Source organism: Microbacterium sp. 2RAF4 (assembly GCF_052115285.1).
GTDB classification, from domain to species: Bacteria; Actinomycetota; Actinomycetes; order Actinomycetales; family Microbacteriaceae; genus Microbacterium; species Microbacterium oxydans.
The window spans coordinates 1-17,645 of record NZ_JBFRGI010000004.1 but is presented as its reverse complement, the minus strand read 5'-3'; the positions used below and the strand labels follow the sequence as shown (position 1 = coordinate 17,645).

Sequence of the window (17,645 nt, the reverse complement as noted above, 5' to 3'; positions counted from 1 at the left end):
GGATCGGATGTCGCGCTCCGTCTCGCCGCTAGCGCGCTCTCCCTCACCTCGTCAACCACCTGTGCCGTGACGCTCCACGGGAGCATTCTGCTGCCGTGAACAGACCATCGTCACGCCGCGATCGCCTCCACCAGCGGGCGGCCTCGATCCTCGGCGCCCTGCTCCTGGCAGCCTCGCTCAGCGGCTGCGGCGTCACCGTGCCCACCGACCCGGATGGAACACTGAGCACCGTGTCGGGCGGCGAACTGCGCGTCGGAACCGCACCGGACGGCGACCTCGTCCATGTCGACGGCGGTGAGCCGAGCGGGAGCATCGTCGACCTGGTGGACGAGTTCGCCTCCCGCATCGACGCCGAGACCGACTGGACGGTCGCCTCGGAGGAGACGCTGGTGTCGATGCTCGAGGGCGGCGAGCTCGACCTCATCGCCGGGGGCATCACCTCGGACACCCCGTGGGTGGACAAGGCCGGCGTGAGCCGGGGATACACGGACATCCAGGGGGCGAACGGTCGCGAGATCGTCATGCTCGTCCCGCTCGGCGAGAACGCGTTCCTGGCGAAGCTCGAGACCTTCCTCGACGAGGAGGTCGGCGGATGACCGAGACCGGACAGTTCGGGCGCACCACCCTGCCGCCGAAGCAGCAGCGCGCGATCCGCAGCGCCGTGAAGTGGGAGATCTTCACGATCGTCTACACCTCGATCACCATCGCCGTCATCGCTCTCGTGGTCGGGGAGTCGCAGGCGATGCGGACGGCCTGGATCGAGGACATGCTGTCGCTGATCCCGCAGATCGCATTCCTCACGGCTCTGCTCCTCGTGCGGCGGCGACCGACCAGGAAACACCCGTACGGCCTGCATCGCGCCATGGGCGTCGGCCATCTCGTCGCGGGTGTCGCGCTCCTGGCCGTCGGGCTCAACCTCGCCATCGAGGCCGTCACCGGGCTGATCGCCGCCGAGCACCCGACCATCGGCACGGTGCAGCTGTTCGGGCAGACCGTCTGGCTGGGGTGGCTCATGGTCGCGGTGATGGTCGTCGTCATCATCGGCCCCGTGTTCATGTACGGTCCGGCCAAGTCGAAGCTCGCCCCCGTGCTGCACAACAAACTCCTCTTCGCCGACGCCGACATGGCGAAGGCCGACTGGCAGACGACGGTGGCATCGATCGTCGGCGTGCTCGGCGTGGGCGTCGGGCTCTGGTGGCTGGACGGTGTGGCGGCGCTCTTCATCTCGCTCGGAATCATCTGGGACGGCTTCCGCAACACGAGGACGGCCGTGGTCGATCTCATGGATCAGCGCGCACGCACCTACGACAGCAAGCACCCGCACCCCCTCGCCGCGGACATCGTGTCGTATCTGCGCGGTCGCCCGTGGGTCGCCGAGGCAGGGGTGCGCATGCGCGATCAGGGACAGGTCTTCCACATCGAGGCCTTCGTCGTGCCGCACCGGCACAAGGTCGCGCTGCACGATCTGACCGCGGCCGCCGAGGGGATCACCGACATCGACTGGAAGATGCAGGACGTCGTGGTGGTGCCGGTGGAGAAACTGCCCGACGAAGCGGACACCGGTCGATGAACGACGACGATGCCCTGTTCCCGGGATTCAACACCCGCACGATCTCCACGAGTGAGGCACAGATCTTCGTGCGGTGGGGTGGCGAGGGCCCGGCGGTCGTCCTGCTGCACGGCCACCCGCGCACCTCCGCGACGTGGCATCGTGTGGCGCCGCTCCTCGTGGAGCGTGGATTCTCGGTCGTCTGCCCCGACCTTCGCGGCTACGGGCGCTCTCGCGGACCTGCGCCCACGCCCGATCACCGGGCGCATTGCAAACGGGCGGTAGCTGGGGACATCGTCGAGATCGCGACGCAGCTCGGCCACGGCCGGTTCCACCTCGCGGGCCATGACCGCGGAAGCTACGTGGCCCTGCGGCTCGCGTTGGATCACCCGGAACGCGTCGACCGTGTCGCCTTCATGGACAGCATCCCGCTCAGCGAGCACCTGCGGCGGGCCGACGCGCGATTTGCCGCCAGTTGGTGGCACTGGTTCTTCTTCGCTCAGCCGGAGATACCCGAGCGGGTCATCGGCGCTGATCCGCTGGCCTGGTATGCCCCGAAGGCCGACCCGGTGACCATGGGCGCAGCCAACCATGCCGAACTGCAGCGTGCGGTGCGGAACCCCCACGTCGTGCGGGCCATGTTGGAGGACTATCGTGCCGGATTGGGAGTGGATCGCGAGCACGAGGAGGCGGATCGGGCAGCCGGCCGAAGGGTCGAGGCGCCTGCCCTCGTGTTGTGGTCGGAACGCGACGATCTGCGAGCACTCCACGGCGATCCGCGGGAGATCTGGCGCAGCTGGGCGAGAGAGGTGACGGGTTTCGGCATCGACAGCGGTCACCACATGGCCGAGGAGGCCGCGCCGGACGTCGCCGACGCCCTCGCGGGGTTCTTCTCCTGACCTGCAGGAACACTGCTGATGAACGCCCAGCCGCCACTCAGCGCCAGCCCCTCCGGGCGGCCGTAGGCTGGGTGCATGACTTCTCCTGCCTCCGACACCATCACGATGTTCGGCGCCGACTGGTGCCGCGACTGCATCCGCACCAAGAAGCAGCTCGACGCGCTCGGTGTGGAGTACACCTACGTCGATCTCGTCGCCGAACCCGCGGCCGCAGACGTCGCGAAGGAGATCTCGGGCCGCACCAACATCCCCGTCGTGGTGTACCCCGATGCCTCGCACCATGTGGAGCCGTCGAACGCCGACGTCGAGTCGAAGCTGCGCGAACTCTCGCTGATCTGATCCGGGCGCGTCGCGCCGCTACACTGGCGCGATGAGCACCGAGGCTCGGCCCGAACGAGCATCCGTCCGCCTGTCTCCCCGCACGATCGTGCTGTACGCGATCGGCTCGCTCGGCACCGGCGGCTATGCCACGCTGCCCGGGCTGGTGCTGACCTACTTCCTCACGGACAACCTCGGCGTCGCCGCGCTCGCTGCGGGGATGATCGTGACGGCCGCGAAGATCTGGGACGTGCTGATCGATCCGCTGATCGGCGCCGCATCCGATCGTCAGCTCGCCCGCACCGGCTCCCGTCGCGGTTTCATGGTCACCGGCGCGCTCGCACTCCCCCTCTTCTTCGCCCTCACGTTCGCCGTACCGCCGTCGTGGGGTCCGATCGCCGGAGCGATCAGCGTGCTGCTGGCCTTCCTCGCGACCGCGACGGCCTTCAGTCTCTTCCAGGTGCCGTACGTCGCCCTCCCGGCTGAACTGACCGGCGACTACGACGAGCGCACCCGGCTGCTCGGGTGGCGCGTGGTCGTGCTCACGGCGGCCATCCTGCTGTTCGGCGCCGGCGGCCCCGCGTTGCGCAACGCCGGTGACGACCCCGTCATGGGGTACCTCCTGATGGGCATCGCCTCCGGGCTCGTGATCGGCATCGGGATGATCATCGCCTCCCGCACCGCGGGCGTCGCCGCCGAACGCGGCGCCGTCACACCCGGCGCGGCCATCGCCGCATCCACCTGGCGTGATCAGTACATGTCGGGCTTCCGGGCACTCGGACGCAGCCAGCCCTTCCGCGCGCTGCTCGGCACCTTCGTCCTGCAGGCCCTCGCGACCGGCACGATGCTCGCCGGCGCGCAGTACGTCGCCACGTGGGTGCTGCGCTCGGAGGACGCGGTGACGTTCGTGTTCGTCGCGCTCGTGGGTCCGGCTCTGCTCGCGACCCCGGGGTGGACCGTCATCGCCCGACGCGTGGGCAAGGAGCGGGCCTTCGCGATGGCGAGCGCGCTGTTCACGGCTGCTGCCGCATCGCTCGTCGTGGCAGTGTGGTCGCCCGGCCCCTGGATCTACGCCTCCGTCGCCGTGGCCGGCATCGCGTACGCGGGGCTCCAGTCGCTGCCGATGGCGATGCTTCCCGATGTGATCTCGCACGACGAGCGTACGAGCGGGGCAGGGCAGGCCGGCACGTTCACCGGTATCTGGACCGCCGGGGAGACGGTGGGGTTCGCCCTGGGCGCGACGGCGGTGTCCCTGACCCTCGCAGCGACCGGCTACGTCTCGACGGTCGCCGGCACCACCGTCGAGCAACCGGCGGCCGCGGTGACGGGCATCGTCCTCAGCTTCAGCATCCTGCCCGCCGTGCTGATGGCCGGCAGCCTGGTGACGCTCCGCCGCTACCGACTGCGCCGCGCGGACATCGATGCCCTCGAGGGCTCCGACGCCTAAGCTGGGATCCCGTCCGAAGGAGACATCGATGACTTCTGCGAGCACAACCGCCACCTCTCCCGTAGCCGCCGCTGCCACGTCGAAGAGTGCGCCGAAGAACGAAGCGCCGGGACTGGGCGACGGCGAACGGGAGCGGCTCGACACCGCTGTCGAAGCCCTCCAGGTCGGAGCGCGCACCTGGTCGGCGCTCACGGTCGCCCAGCGGGTGACACTGCTGCGGGCGGTTCGGACGAGCGTGGCCTCGACGGCGGAGGACTGGGCGAACACGGCTGCGGCATCGAAGGGCCTGGACGCGCGCCATCCCCTCCGCGGCGAGGAGTGGCTGAGCGGTCCCTACAGCGTGCTCGGCGCTCTCGACGCCTACATCGAGACGCTGTCCCGTCTCGCGAACGGCTCCAATCCCCTCGACGGGATCTCCATCGATCGCGCGCCGGGCGGGCGCACCCGCGTGCACGCCTTCCCCCTCACCGGCATCGACAGGTTCCTGCTGTCCGGATTCACGGGCGAGGTCTGGCTGGAACCGGGCATCACCCCCGGAGCCGCGCGCGCATCGGCGGGTCTCGCGCAGCGCACGCCCACCGAGTCGGGCGGCGTCGGCCTCGTGCTCGGCGCGGGGAACGTCACCTCGATCCCCGTGCTCGACGTGCTGTACGAACTGCTCGCCCACAACCGCACGGCGCTGCTCAAGGTGAACCCCACGCAAGATGCGCTGGTGCCCGTGTACAAGCGTGCGCTCGCGCCGCTCATCGAACCCGGCTTCCTGCGCATCGTCCGTGGCGGGCCCGCCACCGGCTCCTATCTCACCGGCCATCCAGGCCTCGTGCATGTGCACATCACCGGCTCGGCGGCGACGTTCGACACCATCGTCTGGGGCCCGTCGAAGGGTGACGGCGCATCGGCGACGAAACGACGTCGACGCGAGAACCGTCCGCTGCTGAAGAAGCCGATCACGGCAGAGCTGGGCGGAGTCTCGCCGATCATCGTGGTGCCTGGCGCGTGGACCGACGCCGACCTCACCTACCAGGCCGAGCACATCGTGACGATGCGCCTGCAGAACTGCGGTCACAACTGCATCGCGGGCCAGGTCGTGATCATGTCGTCCGACTGGGACCAGGCCGACGCGTTCCGCGCCGCCCTGCGACGAGCGTATGCGAACGCCCCTGAGCGCCCGATCTGGTATCCGGGATCGCCGTCGCGGATGGAGCTCGCGACCGATGCCTACCCCGACGCCCTCGTGCTCGGCGACAGACTGCTCGTCGAGATCGATGCAGACGACGACCCGACCGCCCTGGAGAACACCGAGTACTTCGCACCGGTGCTGGGTGTCGTCAGCATCCCCGGCACAGGACAGGCATTCCTCGACGCCGCTGTCGCCCATGCGAACGACAGACTGCAGGGGACCCTCGGCGCGAACCTGCTGATCGATCCCGCGACCGAGAAGTCGCTCGGCACCGGCTTCGAACGGGCCGTCGCCGCGCTCCACTACGGCTCCATCGCGATCAACAGCTGGACCGCATTCGGGTTCATCACCCCGACCCTCACCTGGGGCGCGTTCCCCGGCGGAACGATCGACGACGTGGGCAGCGGCATCGGCGTGGTGCACAACGCCCTCCTGCTCGACGGGGTCGAGCGCTCCGTGCTGCGTGGCCCCTTCCGTCCGTTCCCGCGGTCGCTCCCGATCGCCAACGGAGGCGGACGCCTCACCATCCTGCCGAAGCCGCCGTGGTTCGTCTCCTCGCGAACCGGCGCGGCCGTGAGCGAGGGGCTGACCCGCTACCGGGTGGACGGCCGCATCAGCGGACTCGTGAAGACCCTGACGAAGGCGCTGCGGGCCTGACCCTCAGTGCTCGGCGCGGGCGAACCGGTCCGTCGCCGCCCGGAGCGCCTTCTGCGTGCCGGGTTCCGTGGCCGCGTGGCCGGCGTCGTCGACCACGACGAACTCCGCCTCCGGCCAGGCACGGTGCAGATCCCACGCGGTCATCATCGGTGTCGCGACGTCATGGCGCCCCTGCACGATCACGGTCGGGATGTGCCGGATGGCGTCCACACCGGCGATTAGCTGGCCCTCTTCCCACCAGCCCCGGTGGATGAAGAAGTGGTTCTCGATGCGGGCGAACGCCGTGGCCTTCTCCGGGTCGGCCATCGCCTCGATCTGCGCCTCGTTCGGAACAAGGGTGACGGTCGCCGCCTCCCAGGTGGACCAGGCGATCGCCGCCGGGACGTGCACGGCGGGGTCGGGATCGAACAGACGGCGGTGGTAGGCCTCGATCATGTGCGAGCGCTCCAGCACCGGGATGGGCGCGATGAACTGCTCCCAGAGATCGGGGAACAGCGCCGCCGCTCCGCCCTCGTAGAACCACTCGAGCTCGACGCGACGCAGCGTGAAGAGGCCCCGGAGCACCAACTCGGTCACGGCTTCGGGGTGCGCCTGCGCGTAGGCGAGGGCCAGAGCGCTTCCCCACGATCCGCCGAACACCTGCCACTTCTCGATGCCGAGGTTCTTGCGCAGCAGCTCGATGTCGGCGATCAGATGGGCCGTCGTGATGTAGCGGAAGTCGGCGTCGGGCGCGCTCGCATGCGGGGTGCTGCGTCCGCAGCCGCGCTGGTCGAACAGCACGATGCGGTAGCGCTTCGGGTCGAAGAACCGGCGTTGCCAGGGAGATGTCCCGCTGCCGGGGCCGCCGTGGAGGAAGACCACGGGCTTGCCGTCAGGGTTGCCGCTGACCTCCCAGTAGACACGGTGGCCGTCGCCGACGAGCAGCTCCCCGGTCTCGTACGGTTCGATCGGTGGATACAGAGCATCCGTCTTCTTCATCATCGGTCCCCCGGCCGGTCGTGCTGACTACATCGTCAACGGTAGCGGACGTTTCCGCACCTGTCCGGTATCACGGATCCAGCTGATCGGCGGGCAGGGTCAGCACCTGCGCGCACACACCCAGACCGTTCTGGTAGCCCTCGGCGAACCAGCGCTTTCTCTGATCGCTGGAGCCGTGCGTCCAGGTCTCCGGATTCGAGAAGCCGGACTGCTCCTGGATGTGGTCGTCGCCCACGGCCTCCGCCGCGTTCAGCGCGTCCTCGATCTGCTGCTCCGTCGGCTTCTCCAGGTAGGGGTCGCCGTCGGCGTCGGTCTGCTCCGTCATCCGCCCCAGCCACCCGCCGGCATAGCAGTCTGCCTGCAGCTCGATGCGCACTCCGTTGCTGCCGGGACCGGTCCCGTTGTTCGGGTAGCGGTCCATGTCGCCCGTGATGTTCTGGATGTGGTGCCCCCACTCGTGGCCCACGATGTAGAGCTGGGCGAGGTCACCGGCCGAAGCTCCGAACTGCTGCTGCATGAGCTGGAAGAACGTGGGGTCGACGTACACCTTCTCCTCCGGCGGGCAGTAGAACGGCCCGACGGCGTTGGAGGCGGTGCCGCACTGCGTCGAGGTCGCCCCGTCGACGACGATCATCTCCGGCGCGCGGTAGCCCTCGACGTTGTCGCTCCAGAACGCATCGAGGGCGACCTGCGCCCCCGCCATGCGGCAGTCGACGTTCGCGTTGGCATCGGCCCCCGTGTCGCAGTTCTCGATGGCCGATCCGCCGGCCGGCTCGCTGCCTCCGCTCGGAGCGCCGCCGCCGACCAACCCGCTGAGGTCGATGCCGAGCAGAGGCCCGGCGATGAGCGCGATGAGCGCGAGCACTCCCACTCCGGAACCGCCGGCGATGGCCGCCGTGCGTCCGCGTCGGCGCGTGGTGTTGCCCGAGATGTCGGCATCGGGATTGAAGGTCATGCGTCGAGATTACTCCGAGCAGAAGCATGTCGAACGGACGTAGGCTCGGGGCATGACGACCACGATCACCATCACCGGCGCGGGCGGACAGATCGGCTACGCACTCCTCTTCCGCATCGCGGCCGGAGACCTGCTCGGGCCGGACGAGAAGGTGCGACTGCGACTGCTGGAGATCCCGCAGGGACTCGGTGCCGCCGAGGGTGCTGCGTTGGAGTTGCAGGACGGTGCGTTCGGGCTGCTCGAGCACGTCGAGGTGACGGATGACGCGGCGGTGGGCTTCGATGGCGCCGACATCGCGCTGCTCGTCGGCGCACGTCCGCGCGGTCCCGGCATGGAGCGCGCCGATCTGCTCGCCGCCAATGGCGGCATCTTCGGCCCCCAGGGTGCAGCCATCGCCGCGAACGCGGCCTCCGGTGTCCGGGTCACGGTGGTCGGCAACCCCGCCAACACCAACGCCCTGATCGCCGCAGCCTCCGCCGACGGTGTGCCCGCCGAGCGGTTCACGGCTCTGACGCGCCTCGACGAGAACCGCGCGCGGGCCCAGCTCGCGCTGACCCTCGGCGTGCCGGTGGACACGGTTCGGCGGGTTCCCATCTGGGGCAACCACTCGGCGACGCAGTTCCCCGACATCTCGCATGCGACGGTGGGCGGGCGCCCCGTGCGCGAACCGCTCGAGCAGATCGTGGGCGACGTGCCGACCTGGCTCGACGAGACGTTCATCCCTCGCGTCGCCAAGCGCGGAGCCGAGATCATCCAGGTGCGGGGGTCCTCGTCCGTGGCGTCGGCGGCGAACGCGACGATCGACCACGTGCGCGACTGGGTGCGCGGCACCGACGACTGGACCTCGGCCGGCGTCGTCTCCCACGGTGAGTACGGGGTTCCCGAAGGCCTGATCTCGTCGTTCCCGGTGCGTTCGGTCGACGGCGAGTGGCAGGTCGTCGAAGGGTTGGAACCGACGGACTGGGCACGTGCCAGGATCGATGCCTCCGTCGCGGAGCTGGTCGAGGAGCGTGAGGCCGTTCAGGCGCTCGGCCTCTTGTGAACCCGGTCACCGCGACGCACGACGACAGGGCAGAATGGATGCCGGAGGTGCGCGATGAGCGAGACGATTGATCCCACGAAGACCACGGCATCGGTCGATGCGGCTCTCACGAGCCCCCTGCATCTGCCGCACGACGCCGCAGCGTGCCCGAAGTGCTTCACCGAGTTGCAGCAGAACCGCAACTTCTGGACGGCACGGCCCGACGGTTCACGCCTGGTGGGCCTCGTCGTGTCGCGAGAGGGCATGCCGTCTGTCGTGGAGCAGCGCGACGACCTCACCCGCTTCGGCGTGCCGATCGAGGGCTTCCGCCACCCGGCGCCCGACATCCTGGAGAGCTGGAACGACCGCCTCGCCCGCCTCATCTCGACGCTGCGCACGGGCGATGTCGTCGTGGTCGCGAACATCAAGGCGCTCGGTCTCGACGCCGACGAGGGCGCCCGCACCGTCGCCGAACTTCGCAAGCACGGCATCATCGTCAAGGTGCTGAACCACGACGCCCGGCACCTCGCCGACGCTGCCGCCGCCCACTGACGCGCGACGATTCCTACGGCGTGGGCTTGGCCGTCGGGCCGAAGGCCGGCTCCCCCGGTGTCACACCGAAGAAGAGCGGATCGCTCGGCGACTCCTCGCGCGGCAGGTAACCCTCGGAGAGGTTCGCATCACCGAAGAGCAGGTCCCCGAGCTCGTAACGGTCGCCGGGCCAGCACTTGGTCGTCGCCGTCACGAGCACGTTGCCGTTCGTGATGAACGTCACCGTCAACAACGAGAAGTCACCCTGCTCGCGCACGATCACATCACTCGACTGAGTCTCGCCCGACCCCAGGTCCATACCGTCGAGCTCGTAGCCCGCATCCGTGAGGTACTTCTGCACAGCGACGGATCGCTCGGCATGCTGCGCAGGGTCCACCTCAGTCGATCGGGCGAGAGAGAACTTGTAAGAACCGTCCGGGCACCCCACACCCGAAGGCTCCATGCCGAATGAACCCCCCGGAGCCTCCCACGGGCCTTCGAAGATCAGCGCCTGGACGCCGTTCGTGACCTCGCGATAGTCGAGGTATTGCTGCTTCGCCTGGGCGACGAGCTCGTCGCCAGTCGGGGTCGCCATGCCGTCTCGTTGATTCGTACACCCGGTGAGCGCGATGACCAGCATGGCCATTGCCGCGGTGATCCGCCAGCGCTTCACCATCCGCCCACCCCTCCGACGCTACGGCGTCGGTGTGGGGGTCGGCCCGAAGGCCGGCTCGCCCGGTGTCACACCGAAGAAGAGCGGATCGCTCGGCGACTCCTCGCGCGGCAGGTAACCCTCGGAGAGATAGACACCGCCGAAGATGAGCTTGCTGAGTTCGGCCCGGTCACCCGGCCAGCACTTCGTGGTGGCCGTGACCAGCACCTTGCCGCTGGCGATGAACGTCACCATCAGCAGCGAGAAGTCTCCCTGCTCCCGCACGATCACGTCAGTCGACGCCGACTCTCCCGATCCGAGTTCCTGTCCGTCGATGTCGTATCCGGCATCCTCGAGGTGCTTCTGTACCACTGCGCTCAGCGCCTCATGCTTTTCCGTGGGCACCGCGGTCGTCCTGGCGAGGTCGAACTTGAATGAGCCATCGGGGCAGCCCGCGCCCGCGGGTTCCATACCGTACGCGCCGTCCCCGACGGCCCACGGCCCGTCGAAGATCAGCGCCTGCACGTCGTTGGTCACGCCGCGGTAGTCGAAGTAATGGTCCTTCGCCTGGGCGACGAGTTCGTCGCCGGTCGGGGTCGCCATACCGTCTCCTTCAGTCGTGCACCCGGTGAGGGCAAGCGCCAGCACCGCAATCGCTGCGGTCATCCGCCAGCGCTTCGTCATCCGTCTGCCCCTGCCTGTCGTGTCCGTCCTGCTCACGGCAACGGCTCGCCGTTGGCCACGATGTTGGCAATGTTACGGAACGATTCCGAGTCTCGTGCGAGATACCCGTTGTCCTTCTCCCACCATCCCCAGGCAGTGTTGCCGCCATCGTGGGAGGCATGGCCGGGAGTGCCATGTCCTTCCTCGGTAGCGCCGTTCAGGCTCGGGACGGTTCCGCCATCGCTCTCGAAGCTCACCGCGCCCGGCAGGTCTTCGGGGTTCGTTCCGTGCCCGAACGAGCTGTGCTCGCCGTAGCGGGCGATCCAGTCGCCGGGCGCTCGCGAGGCGTACACCTGTGTGCCGGAGTAGTCCATGGCCGCGTCGCCGGTCCAGTTCTGGTGGTACCCGTCCGGCACTCCGGCTGACCCGACGGCGATGAGGTTGTCCACTCCGAGATTGTTTGCCGACCCTCCGACAGCCAGGAAGGCCGTGGTGCTTCCGTAGGAGTGACCGATGACCGATGTGGTCACACGCGATGACACCTCGTTGTCGAGACCTCGCAGCGTCGAGCTGAGTGTCGCGGCCCCCTCCGTCGCACTGCCCATCGTGTGCTCGGTGAGCATGTTCGGGGAGTCGTACCCGTACCAGGCGATCGTCGCCGACTGCGTCCCTTCGCCGTAGGCATTAGCGAAGAGGTTGAGGTCGCGCGCGCTCTGCCCCCAGGCTTCGAGATCGCCGAGGCCCGAGAACATGCCGCCCACGAGCACGTTCACGTTCGTGATCCCCATCAGAGGGTCTACCGGGTTGCCGTTCTCATCGGTGATGCGCACGCCATACATCACCGCCGCTGTCGCCTGAGGGTGCTCGAACGGGTTGAACATCAGCAACTGGCCCTGGCCGTCTGTCAGCTCTAGTCCGAGGTTCTCGAACTGCGTGTCCAACGGCTCGCCGTAGGGTCCGGCGTCGATCACTCGTTCATACGCCGTCCTGTTGGCGAGCATGCGGTCGAGGTAGGGCACGCCTTCGAGGTTTCCGATGAAGCCCGGATACGTGAGACGGAGCGCGTCGCGCTGTGCATCGGTGAGACCGTCCCAGATCTCCGTGACCTCGGCAGGGGTATCGGCGTTCGCCAGCGCGTCGATCGCCGAGAGGGTCGAGTCGCTGAGGGTCGAGCCATCCGAACGCACGAGTCCGGCGATCGCTGCACCATATGCCTCGTCCCAGAGCGCGTATGCGGCTTCCCAGCTCTCCCAGAGGCCCTCGAGGGCGCTACGGGTCGTGGCGAGCGAGCTCTGCGCGTCGGTGACGTCCTGTTCCGCGGTCGAGCGCGTGCTCGCGTCGTCATCGGGGGTGCACATCTGCTGCTGGGATTGTGCACTCTCGAGATCGGCGACCGCCGCCTCGTTCGCCGCATGCGCGGTCTCGATGTCGTCGATCAGGTCGTTCGCGGTTCTGGCGTGCGTCGCGACAGCCTCACCGTAGGCCCGCACGACGTCGGCGATGCGTCCGAGTGCGGCGATGGTCGGGTTCATCCGTTCGGCGAGCAGCCCCGATTCACGCTGCACCAGAGTGATGCTCTGGCCGCGCCCTTCGAGGCCGCCGTCGACGTTGCGCAGCACGATCTGCGCGTTCCCTCCGGCGTCTGCGAGCTTTCCGAGATCGGCGTGGATCCCTTCGAGCTGCCCGCTGTCGTACTCGATCTCCTCGAGCGTCCACCCGCGGTTAGGAGAGATCAGCGACATAGTCGGCATCCCATCCGCTGCCCAGAGAGACGTCGAGCTCTTCGAACGACTCGTTGATGCTCGTCAGCCGATCGGTGATGCCGATCCCCGCGAGATGCTGCGCCCGCGCCTCGAGCATCGCCTGCCCCAGCGCGTTCTCGAGCATGACCCGCAGGCCCGTGCGCCCCGCGGGGTTGCCGACACCCGTGTCGCGCGCGGCGATGTCGTTCGCGTACATGACGTAGTCGCCGATCGAGAAGCTGATCTGCAGGACGGCGCCTTCGAGTGCGCGCTTGTCGATCTCGACGTCTGACATGGCCACCCCCCGGTTCCGCCGTGATCCACCATAGCCGGACGCTGGCCCTGCGCCGATGGGGAGAACTGCCCATCGGCCCGTGACCTCCGGCCCACGGGCACGAAGAAGGGGCCGACGGCGAACCGTCGACCCCTTCTCGAGAGCGTGTGTCAGCTGCCGGCGAGCTGCTGATCCAGATCCTGGATCGCCCGCATCATCCCGAGCAGCGACTCCGACATGTCGTTGATGCCATCGACCGCCGTCTTCAGACCCGTCGTCAGCTCCGTGTACCCCTCACCGAACTTCCCCGACGCGTGCTGCGTCTTGAAGTCATCACCCAGAAGAGTGTCGACCTGACCCTTCAGCGTGTCCAGCTGACCCTGAATGTCATCACGAGCCTGCGACAGCGAACCCGCCACCTGCTCCATCTCCGCATAAGACGCACCGAAATCGGCCATCGTCCACACCTCCGCAAATCGAGAGAACCGGACCCCTCCGGCCCGAATAACACCACCCTACGAGACCCCCCGCGCCCCCGTCGATGGGGACAACTCCCCATCCACGAGCTCGATCAGCCGCGGTCTGCCTGCTCCTCAGCGGTCGCAGGCACCGCGGGCTCCTCGGCCAGCTGCTCCCAGGCGAAGGTCGAGATCATGGCGTCGCTGAGCAGCTCGATGCCGTCGAGCACCTCTGCGGGGATCACGTCGCCGTCGGGGATCACGATGGTCGACGTGAACACGAGCGCCTTGCGACGCAGCGTTCCCGGCACCGGGATGATGTAGGTCAGGGTGCGCCCGCTCACCCCGTCGATCGCCTGTGCGCCGGCCGGACGCTTCGTCTCGGCCGACCACCGGACGATGTGCTTGAGGTTCTCGTCGAGGAACACCGCCCCGCGTGCGCGGAACGCCTCCGTCACCCAGGCGTCGAGGTTCTCACCATCGGGCGCGTCGAGAGCGGATGCCGTGATCGACAGCGGCAGCAGCTCCTCCATCGGCACGTCCTCCTGCCGATAGATGGCGAACACCTTGGTGCGTCGCATGCCCTGGTTGGCCTGGGCCATCATCGTGCGGAACTCCGCATCCAGGTCGGGGCGCCCCGCCTGCATGAAGATCGCGCTCGCCTTGCGCACGTCCTCCTGCTGTCCCGCGTTCGTCGGGAGGTGCGTCTTCCACCCCGGGGGCAGCACGAGCCGGAAGGCCGGGATGCCGAAGCGGAACTCCACGCCGAGGTCGTTCATCTTGTTCATCGGGTGGCACTCCTCGTGTCGATCGTGAGGTCGGCAGTCACGCAGGCGCTCCGCTCGGCAGGGTGATGCCGGCGATGATCTTCGGGATCTGCTCCTCCATGAGGGCGAAGGGCTCGAGCGTGGACCCCATCGCCTCGATCATGATCGCAGACTCGCCGTCGCTGAGCATCACCGTCCAGTTCGCGATGGGGCGCGCCTCCCCGTCGTCGAGGAGCACGGCGGACGTGCGCCGCAGGAGGAAGCCCTTGCCGTGGGAGTCGGTCTCCAGAGCCGTGAGTTCGGATGCCGTCGAGTCAGGGAGGGTGGCGATCTCGGTCAGGATGGCAGGGATGTCCAGGTCGGCTGCGGCGGAGACCGTCACCTCGATCAGGACGTCGCTGTACACCCCGCGGGGGACGAACCACAGTTGCACGGCGGCGTTGCCGGCAAGGCCCAACATGCCCTCGGCCGTGAAGGCGAGCGCCTCGCGGTCCCCGTCCGTGAGCGGGGACCGTTCGGCGTAGTGCTCGACCGCAGCCGATACCCAGTGCTCCCCGATGCCCGGCTCTCGCCGCACCAGATCAGCCGCGGGCAGCGGGATGAACCACTCCGCGTCGTAGGCGAAGTCCCATCGCGACGTGCCGTCGGCGACCGGCACCGACGTCATCGGGTGAGACCGTTGAGCATGCTGGCCGGCGACAGGCCACCGGAAGGACTGCCGCCCGCGAGAGCCACGCCCTTGTCCGCCCACTTGTACACGTTGTAGGCCTGCTCGAACAGGTCGGGTGCTTTGCCCGTCGCGAGGCTGGAGAGAGCCTCCGGCATCTGATTCACCAGCCGGTTGCCGTAACCTGTGCCCGCCGCGACCGCGTCCTGGAAAGCGACGGTGAATGACCTGTTCGTTCCGCCGAGGAAACGCTGGCCGAGTCCAGCGAGCGTGAACGGGCCGGTCATGCGTGTCCGCGAGGCGTTCTGCACGAAGTTCGCGAAGTTCGCCTTGCTCATCACTCCCCAGCTGCCCTTGGGAGTCGCGGCGATCCCACGGATGTTGCGGATCTGGCCGAGTGGTCCGGTGAGCTGCTTCGGAATCGCCTTGAAGAACTTCCCGAAGCCCTGCCCGAGCTTCCCGATCGGAAGCACCCCGATGATCGACATCGCGAGATCGCCCCAGCCCTTGCGTCCGTCGAACATCAGCGCCACGGTCAGAGCGAGTGCGATGACGCCGACCACGAGTGCGGCGATCGCGAAGAAGGGCCCGCCGATGATGAGTCCGAGAACAGCGATCGCGAGCCCGATCCAGCTCACCCATTCGGCCACGACCGCGAGGACACCGGCGATGTTCTCCCACGTGGAGTCCTCGCCGATCTTGTTGGCATCGGTCAGGCCCGAGACAGCGGTCTCATAAGCGGTGTGCCAGGTGTCATACTCGCCGTCGAACGCATCGAGGTTGTCGTTGTGCGTCGTCTCCGCGGTGCTCAGGGTCGATGCCGCACCGGAGGCGGCGTTCGCGAGATTCGTGCCGGCCGTCGTGTTCGCCGCCGCGTCCTCTTCCGCCGGCGGGTTCAGCCGCGTCGAGGTGTTGTGCGCCTGAAGCGCGTCGGCGGCGTCGGCAGCGTTCGACTGCGCGGTCTGCAGCTCGGTGAGGCTGGTCTGGCAGTCGGCCACGATGGTGCGCATGCGGCTCTGCGCGGTCTCGAGCGCCGTGGCATAGTTGCTCAGCGTCGTGCCTGCGGGCTTGTAGCGGCGGCCCGCCTCGTCGAGATCCTTGTGGACGTCGTCGACGACGTCCTTGATCTTGTCCATCGCATAGCCCTCGCCGTCGATGGAGCCGTCTTTGATCCCCTTGAGCGTCGCGGCGGCACTGACCATGCTGTCACCGAGTTCGACGATCTTCGTTCCCCGGTCGGCGATTGCCGCGGCGTCCCCGGCCACGACCTCGACGTCACGCCCCTTGTTCGTCTGCATCTGCTTCTCTCCCCCTATACCGCTGCCGGCTGACGTCCGGCGCCCGGCGCGCTACCCGAACCCGACTGCTCCATCGACGTCGCCATCTCGGTGTCGAGGCTGGTGACCTCGTCAACCGTTCCCTTGACGCGATCGGCGACCTCTTTGAGCTTGGTGAGCAGCTTGTCGCGACTGTCGTTCCAGCTGCCCTCGAAGTCGTGGCAGCGGTCCTTCAGCCGTCCATCGCCGTAGGGCCTGCCGACGGCGTCCTCGACGTCATCCTGCTTGGCCGCGGCGGACTCCAATTCGGCCACGATCGCCGTGAGCTTCTCGCTGGTCGTCTGCAGATCACTGATCGGCACGAGCATGCGTTCGCCTGCCATGGCCCCCTCCTTCGTTCCCGGACGCTACGACGTTACTGGGAAGCTCCGCACGACGCGATGGGGAGTACTCCCCATCCGCCCGCGCCTCACACCCTCCAGCTGCTGTTCTTGCGCTTCTCGGAGTCCTTGACGAAAGCCTTGATGCCCTCCGCGTCTGCTCGCAATCCGAGTTCAGTGAGCGCCGCCGCACCGAGACCGCGCTTGTGTACCTTCTGCGCAGTGGATCGCACGCTGGTCGTCGCGACGCGCGTCAGAGGATCGACGAAGCTCTTCCATCGACTCAGGTCGAGCTTCTCCACATCGGCGCGGTGCCGACGCGTCAGCCGACCGATACGGCGCCCGCCTGCCTTGCGCTTGCCGAACGCTTCCGAGACGAGGTACTCACCGCGGGTCTGGAAGACTTTCGTCTGCTGCTGCGCAGTCGCCTCGATCACCTGCGCCACCTCCTCCGCATAACCGGGCATCGCCCGCAGCAGTCGCCGCTCCTCGGCGACCCAGCGCCGCAGGAGCACCTCCCCGCACTCCGGACACAGCTTCTCCGGCATGACACCGTCGACCGCATAGCCGCATGCGCAGTCGATACCGCCGCGCTGCTGCGCCCGATGCGGACGTCCGCCGAGCTTCGCCCGCAGGAGTGAGGCTCCCACCGCGCTGCGCCCGAGCTCATCCGCCAGGAACCCCTCGCCGCTTCTGCGCTGCATGTCGGCGACCAGCAGCTCCCAGCGCTCCTGATCAGCCGGCCGGATCAGCGGGCGGGCGGAGGTCGCATACTCGTCCAACACCGCGGTGATCTCCGCTTCCTGAGCCGCGCGCTTCAACGCCGTCGCCGACGTCGCTCCCGGCCAGGACGGGAACGCGATGTGGGCCGCGAGTTCCCGCATCCGCGCATCACCCGAAACTCCCGCCGCCTCATGCAGCGCGGCCAGGGGCGGGTTCGCCTCCAGCACACCGCGTTCGAACTCCTCGACAGCCTCAGACGCACTCATGCTCCCAGAGTAAACGCCCCCATGCGACGAAGAGGGCCGACCGTCATGGTCGACCCTCTTCGTCAAACGCCGCTGTGCCAGCGGGTAGCGCTGTGTGTCAGCTGCCGGCGAGCTGCTGATCCAGATCCTGGATCGCCCGCATCATCCCGAGCAGCGACTCCGACATGTCATTGATGCCATCGACCGCCGTCTTCAGACCCGTCGTCAGCTCCGTGTACCCCTCACCGAACTTCCCCGACGC

At 68.1% G+C, this 17,645-nt stretch carries 20 protein-coding genes; 8 read left to right on the top strand and 12 right to left on the bottom strand.

Features of this window, described 5'->3' with window-relative positions:
* Positions 1–95 precede the first annotated feature (95 nt).
* The 6 genes from AB4070_RS15645 to AB4070_RS15620 all read left to right on the top strand — a co-directional run bounded on the left by AB4070_RS15645 (position 96) and on the right by AB4070_RS15620 (position 6,050).
* Complete coding sequence (locus AB4070_RS15645) at positions 96–596, top strand: transporter substrate-binding domain-containing protein (RefSeq protein WP_441980913.1); 501 nt, start codon at positions 96–98, stop codon at positions 594–596.
* The gene (locus AB4070_RS15640; protein WP_441980912.1) at positions 593–1,570 is read left to right on the top strand and encodes a cation transporter; all 978 of its coding nucleotides are present in this window, start codon (positions 593–595) and stop codon (positions 1,568–1,570) included. Before AB4070_RS15645 ends, AB4070_RS15640 begins: the two co-directional genes overlap by 4 nt.
* Positions 1,567–2,448, top strand: coding sequence for an alpha/beta fold hydrolase (locus AB4070_RS15635; RefSeq protein WP_441980911.1), 882 nt, complete (start codon positions 1,567–1,569; stop codon positions 2,446–2,448). The genes AB4070_RS15640 and AB4070_RS15635 overlap by 4 nt, the downstream gene beginning before the upstream one ends.
* A gap of 75 nt (positions 2,449–2,523) precedes the next feature.
* Positions 2,524–2,787, top strand: a complete 264-nt coding sequence (locus AB4070_RS15630; RefSeq protein ID WP_017831447.1) for a glutaredoxin family protein — start codon at positions 2,524–2,526, stop codon at positions 2,785–2,787.
* Positions 2,788–2,818: 31 nt separating this feature from the next.
* Positions 2,819–4,213: an MFS transporter gene (locus tag AB4070_RS15625; protein ID WP_441980910.1), complete on the top strand. Its 1,395-nt coding sequence runs from the start codon at positions 2,819–2,821 to the stop codon at positions 4,211–4,213.
* A gap of 28 nt (positions 4,214–4,241) precedes the next feature.
* Positions 4,242–6,050, top strand: coding sequence for an aldehyde dehydrogenase family protein (locus AB4070_RS15620; protein ID WP_441980909.1), 1,809 nt, complete (start codon positions 4,242–4,244; stop codon positions 6,048–6,050).
* Between the two features lie 3 nt (positions 6,051–6,053).
* Here the strand turns inward: AB4070_RS15620 and pip are convergent, their stop codons facing one another.
* Together pip and ypfJ are read right to left on the bottom strand one after the other, a co-directional pair.
* Positions 6,054–7,031: a prolyl aminopeptidase gene (gene pip / locus AB4070_RS15615; RefSeq protein ID WP_441980908.1), complete on the bottom strand. Its 978-nt coding sequence runs from the start codon at positions 7,029–7,031 to the stop codon at positions 6,054–6,056.
* Between the two features lie 67 nt (positions 7,032–7,098).
* Positions 7,099–7,983, bottom strand: coding sequence for a KPN_02809 family neutral zinc metallopeptidase (gene ypfJ / locus AB4070_RS15610; RefSeq protein WP_441980907.1), 885 nt, complete (start codon positions 7,981–7,983; stop codon positions 7,099–7,101).
* A 52-nt stretch (positions 7,984–8,035) separates the two neighbouring features.
* Here ypfJ and AB4070_RS15605 point away from each other — a divergent pair, with 52 nt between their 5' ends.
* Together AB4070_RS15605 and AB4070_RS15600 are read left to right on the top strand one after the other, a co-directional pair.
* The gene (locus tag AB4070_RS15605) at positions 8,036–9,025 is read left to right on the top strand and encodes a malate dehydrogenase (protein ID WP_441980906.1); all 990 of its coding nucleotides are present in this window, start codon (positions 8,036–8,038) and stop codon (positions 9,023–9,025) included.
* Positions 9,026–9,079: 54 nt separating this feature from the next.
* A complete protein-coding gene (locus AB4070_RS15600) occupies positions 9,080–9,556 on the top strand; it encodes a dehydrogenase (RefSeq protein WP_441980905.1) in 477 nt (158 codons plus the stop codon).
* A gap of 13 nt (positions 9,557–9,569) precedes the next feature.
* Here AB4070_RS15600 and AB4070_RS15595 read toward each other — a convergent pair whose 3' ends face one another.
* The 10 genes from AB4070_RS15595 to AB4070_RS15550 all read right to left on the bottom strand — a co-directional run bounded on the left by AB4070_RS15595 (position 9,570) and on the right by AB4070_RS15550 (position 17,404).
* On the bottom strand, positions 9,570–10,130 hold the full coding sequence (locus AB4070_RS15595) for a hypothetical protein (RefSeq protein WP_441980904.1): 561 nt from the start codon (positions 10,128–10,130) through the stop codon (positions 9,570–9,572).
* 99 nt (positions 10,131–10,229) lie between these two features.
* Positions 10,230–10,790 carry a hypothetical protein gene (locus AB4070_RS15590; RefSeq protein ID WP_441980903.1) on the bottom strand — a complete coding sequence of 187 codons (561 nt, stop codon included), beginning with the start codon at positions 10,788–10,790 and terminating at the stop codon, positions 10,230–10,232.
* A 113-nt stretch (positions 10,791–10,903) separates the two neighbouring features.
* The gene (locus tag AB4070_RS15585; protein ID WP_441980902.1) at positions 10,904–12,592 is read right to left on the bottom strand and encodes an alpha/beta hydrolase; all 1,689 of its coding nucleotides are present in this window, start codon (positions 12,590–12,592) and stop codon (positions 10,904–10,906) included.
* Positions 12,573–12,887: a hypothetical protein gene (locus AB4070_RS15580; protein ID WP_441980901.1), complete on the bottom strand. Its 315-nt coding sequence runs from the start codon at positions 12,885–12,887 to the stop codon at positions 12,573–12,575. The genes AB4070_RS15585 and AB4070_RS15580 overlap by 20 nt, the downstream gene beginning before the upstream one ends.
* Positions 12,888–13,036: 149 nt before the next feature.
* Positions 13,037–13,324 carry a WXG100 family type VII secretion target gene (locus AB4070_RS15575; protein ID WP_052748607.1) on the bottom strand — a complete coding sequence of 96 codons (288 nt, stop codon included), beginning with the start codon at positions 13,322–13,324 and terminating at the stop codon, positions 13,037–13,039.
* A gap of 113 nt (positions 13,325–13,437) precedes the next feature.
* Positions 13,438–14,112: a hypothetical protein gene (locus AB4070_RS15570; RefSeq protein WP_441980900.1), complete on the bottom strand. Its 675-nt coding sequence runs from the start codon at positions 14,110–14,112 to the stop codon at positions 13,438–13,440.
* A 37-nt stretch (positions 14,113–14,149) separates the two neighbouring features.
* The gene (locus tag AB4070_RS15565) at positions 14,150–14,758 is read right to left on the bottom strand and encodes a hypothetical protein (RefSeq protein WP_441980899.1); all 609 of its coding nucleotides are present in this window, start codon (positions 14,756–14,758) and stop codon (positions 14,150–14,152) included.
* Positions 14,755–16,056, bottom strand: coding sequence for a hypothetical protein (locus tag AB4070_RS15560; protein ID WP_441980898.1), 1,302 nt, complete (start codon positions 16,054–16,056; stop codon positions 14,755–14,757). Before AB4070_RS15560 ends, AB4070_RS15565 begins: the two co-directional genes overlap by 4 nt.
* Before the next feature lie 14 nt (positions 16,057–16,070).
* Positions 16,071–16,418: a hypothetical protein gene (locus AB4070_RS15555; protein ID WP_441980897.1), complete on the bottom strand. Its 348-nt coding sequence runs from the start codon at positions 16,416–16,418 to the stop codon at positions 16,071–16,073.
* An 86-nt stretch (positions 16,419–16,504) separates the two neighbouring features.
* Positions 16,505–17,404, bottom strand: coding sequence for a hypothetical protein (locus tag AB4070_RS15550; protein ID WP_441980896.1), 900 nt, complete (start codon positions 17,402–17,404; stop codon positions 16,505–16,507).
* Positions 17,405–17,645: the final 241 nt, after the last annotated feature.

Bases quoted from the DNA above. Each gene is read 5' to 3' on its own strand.
- AB4070_RS15600 (WP_441980905.1), top strand. From the start codon at position 9,080: ATGAGCGAGACGATTGATCCCACGAAGACCACGGCATCGGTCGATGCG.
- AB4070_RS15620 (WP_441980909.1), top strand. From the start codon at position 4,242: ATGACTTCTGCGAGCACAACCGCCACCTCTCCCGTAGCCGCCGCTGCC.
- AB4070_RS15605 (WP_441980906.1), top strand. From the start codon at position 8,036: ATGACGACCACGATCACCATCACCGGCGCGGGCGGACAGATCGGCTAC.
- AB4070_RS15595 (WP_441980904.1), bottom strand. From the start codon at position 10,130: ATGGCGACCCCGACTGGCGACGAGCTCGTCGCCCAGGCGAAGCAGCAA.
- AB4070_RS15585 (WP_441980902.1), bottom strand. From the start codon at position 12,592: ATGTCGCTGATCTCTCCTAACCGCGGGTGGACGCTCGAGGAGATCGAG.
- AB4070_RS15570 (WP_441980900.1), bottom strand. From the start codon at position 14,112: ATGAACAAGATGAACGACCTCGGCGTGGAGTTCCGCTTCGGCATCCCG.
- ypfJ (WP_441980907.1), bottom strand. From the start codon at position 7,983: ATGACCTTCAATCCCGATGCCGACATCTCGGGCAACACCACGCGCCGA.
- pip (WP_441980908.1), bottom strand. From the start codon at position 7,031: ATGATGAAGAAGACGGATGCTCTGTATCCACCGATCGAACCGTACGAG.
- AB4070_RS15590 (WP_441980903.1), bottom strand. From the start codon at position 10,790: ATGGCGACCCCGACCGGCGACGAACTCGTCGCCCAGGCGAAGGACCAT.
- AB4070_RS15575 (WP_052748607.1), bottom strand. From the start codon at position 13,324: ATGGCCGATTTCGGTGCGTCTTATGCGGAGATGGAGCAGGTGGCGGGT.
- AB4070_RS15560 (WP_441980898.1), bottom strand. From the start codon at position 16,056: ATGCAGACGAACAAGGGGCGTGACGTCGAGGTCGTGGCCGGGGACGCC.
- AB4070_RS15640 (WP_441980912.1), top strand. From the start codon at position 593: ATGACCGAGACCGGACAGTTCGGGCGCACCACCCTGCCGCCGAAGCAG.
- AB4070_RS15555 (WP_441980897.1), bottom strand. From the start codon at position 16,418: ATGGCAGGCGAACGCATGCTCGTGCCGATCAGTGATCTGCAGACGACC.
- AB4070_RS15550 (WP_441980896.1), bottom strand. From the start codon at position 17,404: ATGAGTGCGTCTGAGGCTGTCGAGGAGTTCGAACGCGGTGTGCTGGAG.
- AB4070_RS15580 (WP_441980901.1), bottom strand. From the start codon at position 12,887: ATGTCAGACGTCGAGATCGACAAGCGCGCACTCGAAGGCGCCGTCCTG.
- AB4070_RS15630 (WP_017831447.1), top strand. From the start codon at position 2,524: ATGACTTCTCCTGCCTCCGACACCATCACGATGTTCGGCGCCGACTGG.
- AB4070_RS15565 (WP_441980899.1), bottom strand. From the start codon at position 14,758: ATGACGTCGGTGCCGGTCGCCGACGGCACGTCGCGATGGGACTTCGCC.
- AB4070_RS15625 (WP_441980910.1), top strand. From the start codon at position 2,819: ATGAGCACCGAGGCTCGGCCCGAACGAGCATCCGTCCGCCTGTCTCCC.
- AB4070_RS15635 (WP_441980911.1), top strand. From the start codon at position 1,567: ATGAACGACGACGATGCCCTGTTCCCGGGATTCAACACCCGCACGATC.